At 63.6% G+C, this 14,041-nt stretch carries 12 protein-coding genes and 1 pseudogene; 7 read left to right on the top strand and 6 right to left on the bottom strand.

The window, feature by feature from the left end; genetic code table 11:
- Positions 1-76: 76 nt before the first annotated feature.
- Both HV823_RS24490 and HV823_RS24485 read left to right on the top strand, forming a co-directional pair.
- Positions 77-1,345, top strand: coding sequence for an ADP-dependent glucokinase/phosphofructokinase (locus HV823_RS24490; protein WP_176952294.1), 1,269 nt, complete (start codon positions 77-79; stop codon positions 1,343-1,345).
- A gap of 116 nt (positions 1,346-1,461) precedes the next feature.
- Positions 1,462-2,295: a DeoR/GlpR family DNA-binding transcription regulator gene (locus HV823_RS24485; RefSeq protein WP_176952293.1), complete on the top strand. Its 834-nt coding sequence runs from the start codon at positions 1,462-1,464 to the stop codon at positions 2,293-2,295.
- An 11-nt stretch (positions 2,296-2,306) separates the two neighbouring features.
- On the opposite strand, the gene HV823_RS24480 is transcribed toward HV823_RS24485, so the two are convergent.
- Positions 2,307-3,530 (bottom strand): ROK family transcriptional regulator, encoded by a 1,224-nt coding sequence (locus tag HV823_RS24480; protein WP_246301939.1) that lies wholly within the window; start codon positions 3,528-3,530, stop codon positions 2,307-2,309.
- A 172-nt stretch (positions 3,531-3,702) separates the two neighbouring features.
- On the opposite strand from HV823_RS24480, the gene HV823_RS24475 reads away from it, so the two are divergent.
- From HV823_RS24475 to HV823_RS24455, 5 genes are all read left to right on the top strand, one after another.
- Entirely contained in the window at positions 3,703-5,268 is a 1,566-nt protein-coding gene (locus HV823_RS24475) for an FGGY-family carbohydrate kinase (RefSeq protein ID WP_176952291.1), read from the top strand.
- Positions 5,269-5,418: 150 nt separating this feature from the next.
- Positions 5,419-6,420: a substrate-binding domain-containing protein gene (locus HV823_RS24470; RefSeq protein ID WP_176952290.1), complete on the top strand. Its 1,002-nt coding sequence runs from the start codon at positions 5,419-5,421 to the stop codon at positions 6,418-6,420.
- A 231-nt stretch (positions 6,421-6,651) separates the two neighbouring features.
- On the top strand, positions 6,652-7,638 hold the full coding sequence (locus HV823_RS24465) for an ABC transporter permease (RefSeq protein WP_176952289.1): 987 nt from the start codon (positions 6,652-6,654) through the stop codon (positions 7,636-7,638).
- Positions 7,638-8,432, top strand: a complete 795-nt coding sequence (locus HV823_RS24460) for an ATP-binding cassette domain-containing protein (RefSeq protein WP_246301936.1) — start codon at positions 7,638-7,640, stop codon at positions 8,430-8,432. Before HV823_RS24465 ends, HV823_RS24460 begins: the two co-directional genes overlap by 1 nt.
- Before the next feature lie 162 nt (positions 8,433-8,594).
- Positions 8,595-10,328 carry a chemotaxis protein gene (locus HV823_RS24455; protein WP_176952288.1) on the top strand — a complete coding sequence of 578 codons (1,734 nt, stop codon included), beginning with the start codon at positions 8,595-8,597 and terminating at the stop codon, positions 10,326-10,328.
- 10 nt (positions 10,329-10,338) lie between these two features.
- Here the strand turns inward: HV823_RS24455 and HV823_RS24450 are convergent, their stop codons facing one another.
- The 5 genes and pseudogenes from HV823_RS24450 to HV823_RS24430 all read right to left on the bottom strand — a co-directional run.
- On the bottom strand, positions 10,339-11,049 hold the full coding sequence (locus HV823_RS24450; protein WP_176952287.1) for a ParA family protein: 711 nt from the start codon (positions 11,047-11,049) through the stop codon (positions 10,339-10,341).
- 119 nt (positions 11,050-11,168) lie between these two features.
- A complete protein-coding gene (locus HV823_RS24445; RefSeq protein ID WP_343052052.1) occupies positions 11,169-12,263 on the bottom strand; it encodes a protein-glutamate methylesterase/protein-glutamine glutaminase in 1,095 nt (364 codons plus the stop codon).
- Positions 12,264-12,268: 5 nt separating this feature from the next.
- On the bottom strand, positions 12,269-13,117 hold the full coding sequence (locus HV823_RS24440) for a CheR family methyltransferase (protein ID WP_343052051.1): 849 nt from the start codon (positions 13,115-13,117) through the stop codon (positions 12,269-12,271).
- A 14-nt stretch (positions 13,118-13,131) separates the two neighbouring features.
- Positions 13,132-13,626 (bottom strand): chemotaxis protein CheW, encoded by a 495-nt coding sequence (locus HV823_RS24435; RefSeq protein ID WP_425487697.1) that lies wholly within the window; start codon positions 13,624-13,626, stop codon positions 13,132-13,134.
- A pseudogene (locus HV823_RS24430) lies at positions 13,623-14,041 on the bottom strand (methyl-accepting chemotaxis protein); the annotation flags it as partial. The gene HV823_RS24435 and the pseudogene HV823_RS24430, both read right to left, overlap by 4 nt.

Raw genomic sequence — 14,041 nt, 5'->3', positions numbered from 1 at the left:
CCAATTCCCGCATTGACGACATGGAAGAGAATGATAGCAATTGACGCCGTAGCCGGGTGAGGAGGAGTGCGCGGCAATGGGTGACGTCTTCAACGGGGCGTGGGCGGACCGCTATGCCGCCCTGTCCGAGCCACAGACCGGTCCCCTCGGCGGGGCGGCCTTGTCCGAGGCTGGGCTCTTTCTCTGCGGCATAAGCGCCTGTATCGATGCGCGGGTCGACATGCAGGATATCCAGCCGCTTCTCGATGCGCCTGCGGAGACCCCGGCGGGACAGCTTGCCAACCTGCTGCTGGCGCGTGCCGGCCGTGGCGTCGGCGGAGAGGTGCGTTTCGACTGGGCGGACGGTCCGGCCTGGCTGCGGGAGCGCCTCAAGCTGCGCTTCGCCCTGGGTGGTACCGGGCCGCAGGCCGCCTGGGTTCTTGGACAGCTCGGCGTCCGGTCGCTGGTCGCAGTAGAGGATCGGCACGCGGCGATGTTGCGCGAGATCCCGGAAGGCGTCCTGCTCGCCGAAAAAGGTGTGTTGAAGACCGCCGATACCGTATCCCTCCGCGGTTCGCACATACCGGAGATCTTCATATTCGAATTTACCGCCGGCCGGCCGATCGGCGGCATCGTGCCCACGCGCTCGTCACGTGTGATCGTCCGCTTTTGCGACCGCGGTATCCAGCTTGACGCGGAGTTCGAGGCCATGTCGCGCCGGCTGGCGTCTTCGGCGGCGGCCGGGCTGCTGTCCGGGTTGAACGACGTGGCCGTAGACAAGGTTCGGGCATCCAGTCGCCACGTCTTCGCCCTCAGTCGCGACTGGAAGGCGGCGGGTCTGACAACCATCCATTTCGAGCTGGCCGGCTATGCTACGCAGCAGGCGGTCGAGGACGTGCTGGCGGAAGCGGGCGGCGCCATCACGTCGCTCGGCATGAGCCACTCGGAGCTTCTCGCCATGAATCCCGAGGCGCATCATCCCATGGAGGCGCTGCTGGAACTCGGTGAGAGGCTGGATCTCGATCGTGTCTGCGTTCATGCCGACACCTGGGCTGCAGCCGTGACGATCAACGATCCGAAGGAAGAGGAGCTGGCGCTGATGGCGGGTTGCGCGATCGCCAGCGCCCGGGCGGCATATGGAGCGCCTGCCAGAACGATCGCTACCGATCGCGCAGCGGTATTCCATCCGCTTCCGTTCGAGACCTTCGTTCGCAAGGGGCGGTGGACGTTCGTCGCCTGCGCCTCGCCTTATGTGGAAAAGCCAGCGACAACGCTCGGTCTTGGCGACAGTTTCACTGCCGGCTGCCTGTTGATACTGGGCCGGAACAGTAACGCGGCGGCTCGTTTTGCCCTCCATCAGGCGTGAACGAGCGCTGATTGCCGGTTCGCGATGGTAGATTGGGGCGACGCGATTTGATAGAGATTGGTCGAATTTGATCCGAAATCGGTCGGCCATAAGGCCGGCCACCAGCCAGGTGAAGCATGGAGTCTCCCAGCAAGCGCGTCGACATCGTCCCGGCAAAGCGGCGGGCCTTGATCCTGGAGCACCTGCGCGTCAACGGCGCGGCCAGCATCCAGGAACTGGCCGATACGATCGGCGGCTCGCAGTCGACCGTACGCCGCGATCTGGAGCATCTGGTGGAGCGCGGTTACCTGGAGCGCACGCATGGCGGCGCCCATCTCCTCCAGCCCATGCGGGCGACCTTCGAGCGCGAGATGACCGTCAACGCGGAGCTGCAGCATCCCGAGAAGGTCGCTATCGGTCGTGAGGCTGCGCAAAGGCTGAGCGCTCGCGACAGCGTGATCTTCGACAGTTCCTCCACCGTGATGGAGGCTGTCCGTGCCGCGGCGGAGCGGGACCTGCCGCTGACCGTGGTCACGAACAGCCTGGAGATCGCCGATTTCGCCGCTGACATCAAATCCTGGCGCATCATCCTGCCGGGCGGCACGGTGCGCGCGGGCTATCGCCACCTTGCCGGCGAGCCTGGCGAGAGCTTCATCAAGACGCTGCATGCCGATCTCTGCATGACGGGCGCTTCCGCGGTGACCGGTACGCTTCTGACGGAAACGTCGCTCGAGGTCGCCTCGCTGAAGCGCGCGATGATTGCTTCTGCCCGCAAGACCATCCTTCTCGTCGACAGCTCGAAGTTCACCGCGCCCGGCTTCTGTACGCTCTCGGACATTTCCGAGATCGACGAGGTGATTACCGACGAAGGCATCACGCAGGACGCGCTCGCCTCGCTGCGGGCGGCCGAACGCAAGGTGACGGTGGTGTCGTCGCGCCGTCTGGCGGGTGCATCCCTCTTGGGCGGCTGAGATCGCGTCTTTCACCCGGCGTCGAGATATCGCGGTTCGGATTTCAGTTGCAGGAAGCGCTGCATGAGCGCCTCTATGCGGGCGGGCGAAAAGACATCGTCGAGCAGCAGATAGGCCGCTCCGAAGATCGCGCTGTCCTCCCGCGAACCGGAGAGAACGATCGACAGTTCGCGCGTGGCGAGCGGCAGGCAGCGCTGGTAGACGAGTTCGCGAATGCCGGAGAGCAGGAATTCTCCGCCGCGGGCAAGTGTGCCGCCAACGATAATCAGGCTCGGATTGATGATGCTGACGGCGTCCGAGACGGCTTCGCCGATCGTCCGCCCCGCAGCTCGCAGCAGCATGATCGCTTCGGGCTTTTGCTGTTCGACGAGGTCGATCACGTCGCGCGCCGTCTCGGCCACGAAGCCACGGGCTGAAAGGTCGCGGGCGATAGCCCATCCCGCCGCGCGCGCCTCGACGCAACCGAATTTGCCGCAGCGACAGAGCGGGGCGTCCGGCGAGGGAAACTGGATATGGCCGATATCGCCGGCCGCGCCCTGCGCGCCGCGGAAGATGCGGCCGCCGGCAATCATGCCGCTGCCGATCCCGGTGCCGATCTTGACGAACAGGATATCGTCGGCCGCGGGGAAATTCCGCCGGTACTCGTAGATGGTCATCAGGTTCACGTCGTTCTCGACATAGACCGGGACGCCGAAGCGATCGTGGAACCGGCCGATGATGTCGAACTCGTCCCAGCCGGGCAGTACTGACGGTCCCACGACGCGGCCGCGCTTGAAGTCCACCGGCGTCGGCAGGCTCAGGCTTATCCCTAGAAGGGGCGCGTGGCTTTTTTCGGCTTCGGATGCCAGGAGGGCGAAGGACTCGGCCATCTGCACCAGCGTGGATTCCGGTCCGCTTTCGACATCGAAGGGCAGCGTGCGTTCCACGATGACGGCGGGCGTGAGATCCATCGCGGCAAGATGGATGTGGGTTTCGCCGATGTTGGCGACCAGCATGAAGCCGGCGGCGGCATTGACCGCGAGCATCCGGGTCGGGCGGCCGCCGCTCGGCAGCGTCTGTTCGGTCTCGCGCACCAGTCCGCAGGCCAGCAATGCATTGAGGCGCTGGGTGACGGTCACGCGGGATAGCCCCGACGCCTGCAACAGCTCGGCGCGTGAGGACGCGGCCCCAGTCGCGATCAGCGACAGGATGCGTCCGGCGTTCTCGAGGACCGCCAGATCTACGCTGCGTGGCATCTTTTCCATCCGCCTCTTCCGTTGGTTTGACCGCTCTAGCGGCAAAGCGTGCAGAGATAAAGGCATTCTTGCAAAGCGGAACAAATATTATGTAAAAAATCTTACATAAGATGGACAATTATGATCGCTTTTATATAGATATGCGCTGCGCCATGTGCGCGGGAGGAATGACATGACAAAGTCGTACATCGTCGGGCTGGATTTCGGGTCGGAGTCGGCGCGCGGCGTATTGATCGATACCGCGACGGGCGCACAGGTCGGCAGTCATATCCACGCCTATCGAAGCGGCATCATGACCCGGATCTTGCGGGACGGAACGCCTCTGCCTCCGAATTTCGCCCTGCAGGACGCTGACGACTATGTGGAGGCGGCCTTCGAAATCCTGTCGCGACTGGGTCGCGGCAGGCTGGTGGAAGGCATCGGCATCGGCTTCACCGCAAGCTCCCCGCTGCCGGCGCTTTCGGACGGAACGCCGTTGTCGCGCCTTTATCCACATGAACCGAATGCCTACGTGAAGCTCTGGAAGCACAATGCCCAATCCTATGCCGATGCCATCAATGCCCGGGGTGGGCCGTTTCTCGACAATTTTGGCGGACGCGTTTCCGGCGAATGGCTGCTGGCAAAGGCTGCCCAGATCGCGACGGAAGCGCCGCAGACATGGGCTGCGACCGAGCGCTTCATCGAGGGCGGCGACTGGCTCGTCTGGCAATTGACCGGCAGGGAGGCGCGCGGCCTTGGCTTTGCCGCCTACAAGGCTCAGTACAGCGCCTCCGGGTATCCGGCGGGACTGGTCGACGGCCTGGAAGAGCGGCTTTCGACGCCGTTGCCGGTGGGATCAGTGGCCGGCCCGCTCTCGCAGGAGTGGCGGTCGCGAACGGGCATTCAGGGGAGCGCCATCGTCGCCGTCGCCGTCATCGATTCCCATGTCGTTCTGCCGGCAATCGGGGCAACCGCCTCCGGCTGTTTCGTCGGGGCGCTCGGCACGTCTGCGGCCTATCTCTATCTCGACGCCGAGCCTGCCTCGCTTCCTGCGGGTATCGAGGGAATGGCCTTCGACGGATCGATGCGGAACCTCTGGTGCTACGAGGCCGGCCAGGCCAGTTTCGGGGATACGCTCGGCTGGTTCGTCAGGACGTTTCCGCGCGGCGCGGACATGGCCGAGAGCTTCGGCACTTACAATGGCGAGGCGGCCGAGCTTGCCCCTGCAGCGGGTCGTCTGGTAGCTCTCGATTGGTGGGGCGGCAACCGTGTGCCCTTCGCGGACGGCAATCTGGCGGGGCTATTGGTCGGGATGACCCGGGAGACGACCGCCGCCGAAATCTACCTGGCGCTGATGGAATCCCTGTGCTTCGGTACGCGAAGCGTGCTCGACCTCTTCACAGGGAGCGGGCTGGTGCCGGATCGGGTGCTGATGACCAGCGGTCTGGCGCGTGCCAATCCCCTGCTGATCCAGATCATGGCCGACATTCTGCGGCAGCCGATCGAGGTTCCGCAGATCGAAAACGCGACGGCGGTCGGGGCCGCCATCCATGGCGCCGTGGCGGGCGGTGTCGTTGCCGATTACGCCGAAGGAGCGGCGCGTTTCGGCGCCCGGGCGATGACGCATACGGTTCCGCGACCGGCCCATGCGGACGCTTACGGGGACGCCTACCGGATCTATCGCGAACTCGGTGGACAGAGCGGCTTGCGGGAGAGCATGCATGCCCTGCGTCGCCTGCGCGCAGCACAACATGGGTGATCTGGATATTTTGGACAAAAATATACAAAACTATCTTTATATCATTTGACTTTATCCAAAAGAGATGAGCTAATCCCAATCGGCCTTTGAGGAGAGGCTAGGGCCGCGGAGCGAAAAGCTGTGCGGGATCGTTGAATCTGGGAGGTTTTCATGTCGTTTCGCAGCAGTCGCACATCCGTGCGCTTCAATAGCTTGTTTGCCGGCATCAGCGCGATTGGCCTCATGCTCGGCGTTTCGACCGCTTCGGCGGAAGAGGTCATCGTCGGCCTCGTCACCAAGACCGAGGTCAACCCGTTCTTCGTCAAGATGCGTCAGGCCGCAGAAGCCCGCGCGAAGGAAAAGGGCGTCAAGCTGATCGCCCGCGCCGGCAAGTTCGACGGTGACAACGAAGGCCAGGTTGCCGCAATCGAGGATCTGATCAGCGCCGGCGCCAAGGGGATCCTTGTCACGCCGAACAACTCGTCGGGCATGCTCGACGTGATCAAGAAGGCCCGCGAGGCAGGCGTTCTCGTCATCGCGCTCGATACTGCCACCGATCCGGCCGAAGCCGTTGATGCGACCTTTGCAACCGACAATTTCGAAGCCGGCGTGCAGCAGGGCGCCTATGCGCGTAAGGCGATGGGCGACAAGAAGGCGGTCGTGGCCATGCTGGACGGCACGCCGGGCGGCACGGTCGATACCTTCCGCCACGATGGCTACCTGAAAGGCTTCGGCATCGCCGAGGGCGATCCGTCGATCGCCGGCGCGGCCATCACCAACGGGGCGCAGGACAAGGGCCAGATCGGCATGGAGAACCTGCTGTCCAAGAACGGCGACATCAATGCCGTCTATACGATCAACGAACCGGCGGCGGCCGGCGCCTATGCAGCGCTGAAGTCGTTCGGCAAGGAGAGCGACGTCATGCTGACCTCGATCGACGGCGGCTGCGCCGGGGTGCGGGACGTCAAGGATGGCAAGATCGCCGCAACGGTCATGCAGTTTCCCTACAAGATGGCGTCGATGGGTGTCGATGCCGTGGTCGAATACGCATCTTCGGGCAAGAAGCCGAGCGGCTTCGTCAACACCGGTTCGTTCCTGATCACCGACAAGCCGGTGGACGGACTGGAATCCAAGGACACCGCGTGGGGTCTTGAAAACTGCTGGGGCGACTGATCGCCGGCCTCCCAAGCGGGATCATGGCGACCGGTGCTTCCTTGCGAAAGCGTGGATTGCATTCGGCCGACCATGATCCCGACCGGGGTTTCGACTGATCTGGCCGCCCTGTGTTCCGAAGCCTTGAAGCCGATCTTCCGGCCGTGGTGCTTCGGGTCCTAGGCGTCCCGTCATGCCTTGTGGCCGGCGGAAACGGTCGGCTGCACGGTTCCCGTGAAGCATGAGGTTTTCATGAGCACAGCCACCATTGCATCGCAGCAGGACACGCCGAGCCTCAAGGCCCGCCTCCTGGGGACGCCTTCCGTTGGGCCGCTTCTGGTTCTCGTCGCCTTCTGCATCATCTTCGCGTTGACCAATCCGCGCTTCCTGGCGACCCAAAACATCTCGATTATCCTGCAGCAGACAGTCATCATCGGCACGCTCGCAATCGGGCAGACGCTGGTGATCCTGACCGCGGGTATCGACCTTGCCGTCGGCGCGATCTGCGTGCTGGGCACCATCGTTGCCGGGAAGCTCGTCAATCTCGGTTATGATCCCGTTTTCTCGATGGGTTTCGCCATCCTGCTGTGCACCGGTGCCGGTCTGGCGGCGGGCTCGCTCATCGCCGGGCTGCGCCTGCCTCCTTTCATCGTCACGCTTGGGATCCTCGGGATCCTGACGGCGGCGCTGCGTCTGATTTCGGAGGGCGGCGCTTTTCCTGTCCGTGACCCCTTCCTCGCCTGGACGGGCAATACGATGAAGGTCGGCGGCTTCGTGCTGACTTACGGCATCCTCATCATGCTCGCGCTCTATGGCTTCGTCTGGTATCTCCTGAACCAGACGAAATGGGGCCGGCATGTCTATGCCATCGGCAACAATCCGGAGGCTGCGCGCCTCGTCGGGATCCCGGTCCGCCGCCACCTGCTTTCCGTCTACCTGCTTGCCGGCTTCATCTACGGCATCGCCGCCTGGCTGGCGCTCGGCCGAATTCCCAACGCCGATCCGAACGCGATGCAGACGGCGAACCTTGATTCCATCACCGCCGTCGTCATCGGCGGCACCAGCCTGTTCGGCGGCCGGGGCGGCCTGATCGGGACGCTGATCGGCGCCCTGATCGTCGGCGTGCTGCGCAACGGCCTGACGCTCGCGGGCATCGATCCGCTCTGGCAGGACCTCGTGACGGGCATCCTCGTCATCATTGCCGTTGCGCTCGACCAGATGTCGCGGAGGAGGAACTGATGTCCGCCGATAGCATGACCAGAGATGCCACGGACGCCTCCTCCCGCGTCGTTCTCGAAGCGCGCAACGTGGTGAAGACCTACGGCCATGTAACGGCTCTCGACGGCGTCGACTTCGAGTTGCGGGCGGGCGAAATCCTTGCAGTGGTCGGAGACAACGGTGCGGGCAAGAGCACGCTGATCAAGGCGCTGACCGGCGCCGTCCATCCCACGAGCGGCGAAATCCTGCTGGACGGCGCGCCGGTGCACTTCAAGGGCCCGCTCGACGCGCGCCACGCCGGTATCGAGACGGTCTACCAGGATCTCGCCATGGCGCCGGCGCTCGACATCGCATCGAACCTGTTTCTCGGGCGTGAACTGCGCTGCGAGGGCGTCATGGGCAGCGTCTTCCGCCGTCTGGACAAGAAGCGGATGCGCGAGGAGGCCCGCCGTGCCATGAGCGAGCTGAAGTTCCGTCTGCCCTCCATCGGCAATGCGGTCGAGGCGCTTTCGGGTGGACAGAGGCAGGGCGTCGCCGTCGCACGCGCCGCACTTTTTGCCCGAAAACTGGTCATCATGGACGAGCCGACGGCAGCGCTCGGCGTACGCGAGACGGGGCAGGTGCTGGAACTCATCCGTTCCATTCGCGAGCGGGGCCTCGCCGTCGTACTCATCAGCCACAACATGCCGAACGTTTTCGAGATCGCCGACCGGATTCACATCATGCGCCTCGGCCGCCGCGCCGCGGTGGTGACACCGCAATCCCACTCGATGAACGACGTCGTCGCGATCATGACCGGTGCCGTCGCCGCATAAGTTTGCAACGGCGTAGACTGTGATGGTCGCGACGTCGAAATCAACGCATTTAGCGTCCTTCTCGGTGAGCCTAAGCGCAGGAAACTGTTAAGGCTGCATCTTTACCGGACGTTTTGCCTTTGTCCCTACATCTGCAATTGTAACAAATGGCGGGGCGGGAACGTGGCACTGGCACTCAAGACATCTTCGCATGCGGTATCGTTGAGCCACTCGCTCGACGAGCGGCTTTCGGTCGCTCACAAACGCATCGAGACGGCGTTTCTCGAGGGCGGATCGACACTGGTTTCGGTCATGGAGATGGTTACCGGCTTGATCGGGACGCTGAACCGCTTCACCCAGACGCTCGATGCCGATACGGCCGACTCGACCATTGCGGGCCTGGAGCGGACCGTTTCGGAGCTGGCGTTGCTGCCCGACCTTGCGGCTGCGCGGCATGATTCCTTCGACGAGATCGCCCAGTTGTGCGCCGACGCCGTCCGCCACGTCGACGACATGCGTGAGACATTCCGCTACCTGAAGGTCTTTGCAACGACGGTGAAGATCACGGGCGCCGGCATCGCCGAGTTTGCCGAATTCGCCGACGAAATCCGCGATCGCATCCATTCGGGCGCCGAAGAGATCAATCATTTTGCCGTCGAACTGGATAAGATGCAGAGCGAACTGGCGAATGCTCGTGGGCTTGCATCCGGCATACTGGGCGATTTCCGCAAGACGATTCCGGAGATCGTTGCCAATCTTGGCGAAAATGCTCGCCGCATGCGGGCACAACACGAGCAGATGGCCAAGATCGCCGCCGAAGCGCGCAGCGTTGCTGAAACGGTACAGCGCAAGATTGCAACGGCCTTGTCCGCATTGCAGATCGGCGACATTACCCGTCAGCGCATCGAGCATGTGCAGCAGAGCTTCGTGATGCTCGACCAATACGCGGACACCGATGACGGACGCGCACTCTCCGAAGCGGAGGGTGCGGGGATCAAGGGAGCCGTCTTCCATTTGGCCTATGCGCAACTGGACGAGACGCTTTCCGAATTCCGCGAGAAGTGCGCAAGCATCTTTACCACAATCTCGTCCTTCAGCTCCGACGCTTCCCGGATCCTTGCCCTTCGCGAAGACCTGGCGGGGTCGCGCTCTGTCGAGGGCGGCTGCGTGCTTGCGATGATGAACCGGGATCTCGGTCACGCTTGCGAGCTCGTCCACGACGTCGAGGGACGGAGCGCGCAATCGACCGCGCTGGCAGGGTCCGTGGTCGGGGCCGTCCATTCGCTGATCAAGTCGATCGAGACGATCCGTGGCATCAAGACGGACATCAGCTATATGGCGCTGAATTCCAACCTGCGTTGTTCGCGCCTGGGCGATGAAGGCCGGTCCGTCAATGTCGTCAGCGGGGAGCTGCGCAACTTCGCTGCCAAGCTCGAGACGCCGGCCGACGAGGTGGTCGATCGGATGCATCGCGTGGAGGGCGCAGCCGAGGCACTGAATTCCGGCTCAGGCAGCCATCTTGAAGACATCGGCCTGCCTCTGGCCCATGCGCGCGATGCAATTGCGAAGGTCTCCGACGAAATGGAGCAGAGCCTTGCAGCACTCGCAGAGGAAGGAAATGCGGTTTTCAGCCGGATCGCATCGGCCGTGCGTTCACTCGACTTCGAAGACAGCCTTGGCGAGGTGCTCGACGAATGCGTGGCGATCGCCGGGGAAATGGCGATGGATGCCGGCACCCCTGCCCCGCCGCCGTCAGCTGCCGACCTGAGCAACCGGATCTATGCGATCTACACGATGATCCAGGAGCGCAACATCCATGCGGCGATCTTCCCCGCAGACGGGCAGGAAACCTCCGATCCGTCCGAGGCGCGTTCGGCGCAGAGCGACGAAGACTTTTTCGACGACGCCCTCTTCTGAGAGCTGAGCATTAAGCCGCGTTTGCGTGCGCGTAGACAGCCATCGGGATCGGCATGAAGCGCGGCACGACCAGCGCTTCCACCTCGTCGGCGTAGCGTTCGGCGTTGAGAATGGCCTTGTCGAGATTACTGACCCTGTCCGGGTTCATCCGGTGGAGGAAGGTCTTGTACTCGAACATGTCACGATAGGCAGAACGCTCGATGATCGGCGTGTCCAGCATGCGGACCTGGCGCTCGGACAGCAGCTGTTTCACAGCTTGCAGGGCGCGGGTGGTGACAAGTGAATTGACGCGCGACAGCAAGACGGCGTGCGGAATGCTGATCTGGGCCTTCCGGTCGAGATAGCCGAGAAGTTCGAGCACCTGCGCTCCACCCTGCGCGTCCATTGAACTGCCCTGGATCGGGATGACGACGAAGTCCGAAAGTCCCAGAGCCGTGGCGAGCAGCGGCGACTGTGCACCGGGAAGATCGACGATCACATAATCGCTTTTCGGACGGTACTCGGCGATCGTTCGCGCCAGTGCTGTCAGCGACACATAGGTAGCCACGGTCAGGTTCTGAACCGGCTCTGCGCCCTCGAACCAGCGGGAGATCCAGCGTTGCGGGTCGGTATCGACGATCGTGACGCGGTTGCCGCGGCGTACCAGTTCGGTGGCAAGCAGAAGGACCGCGGTGGTCTTGCCGGCGCCGCCCTTGGTGTTGGCAAATGTGATGGTGGGCATCGGCGAACCTCGCACTGTCCTGCGGAGCACATCATCGCTCGTATCGAAGCACCTACCCCATGGTGCCAGCCCATATTCGACCAACATGGTTAACCGGCAGTAAACCCGCCGCCTCGCAGTTAGCGTCTACGGTCTTCCGCAAGGATTTCCGGGGCGATCTGGCCAAGGGGCACGATGCGGTCGACGCCGCCGCGCGCAATCGCCTCCTTCGGCATACCAAACACGACGGATGTCGCTTCGTCCTGTGCGACCGTATAGGCGCCGGCCTGGTGCATCTCGAGCATGCCGCGCGCGCCGTCGTCGCCCATGCCGGTCATGATCACCGCCATGGCGTTGGAGCCGGCGGAGCGGGCGGCAGAGCGAAACAGAACGTCTACGGAGGGGCGATGGCGCGATACCAGCGGCCCAGTACGAACCGAGACGTGGTAGCGGGCTCCCTGCCTTTCGAGAAGCATGTGGCGGTCGCCAGGCGCGATCAGCACATGGCCGCGCAGCACCGGGTCGCCGTCGGCGGCCTCCTTGATCTCGACTTCGCAGAGATCATTGAGGCGGCGGGCGAAGGCGGCGGTGAACCGTTCGGGCATATGCTGCACGATGACGATGCCGGGCGAATTCGCCGGCAGCTTTTCCAGCATTTCCCGCAGGGCTTCCGTTCCGCCGGTCGAGGCGCCGACGCAGACCACCATTTCGGTCGTCCGGGCCATGGCCTTGCCCGAAGGCGGCGGCAGGATCACGTCGGCGGTCAATTTTTGCGCGGGACCCGACGCCGAGGCGGAGCGGACGGTGCCCGCCGGGCGCTGGCGCAGCCGGGCCTGGGCGGCGCTCTTGACGACTTCGCAGATGCGGCTCGCCTGTTCGGCGAGATGATCGGCCGCGGCAATCTTCGGCTTCAGGATGACGTCGACGGCGCCGGCTTCCATAGCCTGCATCAGCGTCTCCGTGCCCTGCTCGGTAAGCGAGGAGCACATGACGACGGGGATAGGCTTCTGCGACATCAGCTTGCGAAGAAAGGTAATGCCGTCCATGCGCGGCATCTCGACGTCGAGGGTAATGACGTCTGGGATTTCTTCCTGGATCCGCTTCGCGGCGATGAACGGGTCGGACGCAGTGCCGATCACCTCGATCCCCGGATCGGACTGGAGAACAGACGTCAGCGTCTGCCGGACGCTGGCGGAATCGTCGATGACGAGGACACGAACTTTTCGGGCGGTCACGATGCTCATTCCCTGATGAATACGGTGTTTGCGAGCTGGCGCACGGGGAGGTCCATCGATGTTATCGATTCGGAATGGCCGATGAACAGGTAGCCACCGGGCCGCAGGCACTCGCACAGGCGCGTCAGCACTTGCTGCTGCGTCTTCTTGTCGAAATAGATGAGCACGTTACGGCAGAAGATCATGTGCATCGGTTCGCCGACCTTGTAGAGCGGGTCCATCAGGTTGAGCCGCATGAAACCCACCTTGGTGCGCAGATGCGGTGCAATGCGGACGACCCGCCTGCTCGGATCCTTCGCCTCCATCACGTAGCGGCGCATCATTTCCTGCGGAACGGGCTCCGCCATCTCGGTGGGGAAGATGCCGCGCCGGGCGCGATCAAGAACCTCCGTCGAAAGGTCGGTCGCCAGGATCGAATAGTCCGGCCCGGCGGACGTCTGTCGGAAGTCCTCCAGCACCATCGCCATCGTGTAGGGCTCGGCGCCGATCGAGCAGGCGGAACTCCAGGCGCGAATGCGCCGCACACCCTTGTTCTGCAGGTCGGGCAGCGCCACGTCGCGAAGGTAGTCGAAATGGTTGGGTTCGCGGAAGAAATCGGTCTTGTTGGTGGTAACGACGTCGATAAGGTATATGGATTCGCGTGCCAGCCCGTCCTTGTCGAACAGGAAGTCGCAATACTGGTCGAACGTGTTGAAGCCGGTGGCCCTGAGCCGTCGGCGCAGGCGACCTTCCAGCATCGTGATCTTGCTGGGCGGCATCTTGATGCCGCTGTAGTCGAAGATGTAGGTGGACAGCCGCTTGAAGTTCCGCGAACTCAGGCGGTCGTGATAGGACAAGGCGGTTGCTGCGGACACTGTGTCGAGCCTCTTCAGGCGGCCGCGTTGTTTGCTACGGAAGCAAGGGCGGCCCCACTGTCGGAAAATAGCTGGGCGAGGTTGATGACGACGACGAAATCGCCCTGCCGGCGAACGACGCCCTCGATATATTCGGAACGCCAGCGCACGCCGATGTCGGGGGCGCTTTCGATCGCATCCTGCCGGAACGGCGTGACCTCGAAGACCTTGTCCGCGACAAGGCCGAGCGTGAGAATGCGCTGTCCCAGCGGGATGTCGAGGACGAGGACGCGGGTATGCGGCGTCTTCTCCGTCGCCGGCATGCCGAGACGCAGCCGGAGATCGACAATGGGAACGCCCTGGCCGCGGACGTCGCGAAGGCCGAGCAAATAGCTCGGCCCATGCGGGATCTTGAAGGCGTCCTCGTGGTCCAGGATTTCCCGGACCACGCCGACGGGCACGGCGAATACCTCGTCGCCGAGCGCAAACGTTACGAACTGGGATTCAGCGTCGTTGCGGGTCATGGTCATGCGCTCTGCCGGAAGTCGGAATCTTCGCCGTCGGGGCCGCCCATCGACATGTCGATCGCGAAGCCCTTGGCGCGAGCCTGCTGGGCAGCAACGGTGTGGCCTGCAGGCTTGTGCGCCGGAGCATGCGCCGTCTTGGTCGCAGCCGCGGGGCGCGCGGCCTGCCGGACGGGCACTGCCTGCGCCTGACGGGCGTGTGCATTCTCGATCCGGAAGAAGGCGATCGAGGCCTGGAGTTCCTCGGCCTGGGCGGCGAGTTCTTCAGACGTTGCCGACATTTCTTCCGAGGCACCGGCGTTCTGCTGGGTCACCTTGTCGAGCTGCTGGATCGCTTCGTTGATCTGCGAGGCGCCGATATCCTGCTCGCGGCAGGCAGCCGAGATCTCGGCGACCAGCTCGGCGGTCTTGCGGATGTCGG

This window comes from Mycoplana rhizolycopersici, assembly GCF_013378445.1.
Taxonomy (GTDB): domain Bacteria; phylum Pseudomonadota; class Alphaproteobacteria; order Rhizobiales; family Rhizobiaceae; genus Mycoplana; species Mycoplana rhizolycopersici.
This window is presented reverse-complemented; position numbering and strand designations above follow the sequence as displayed.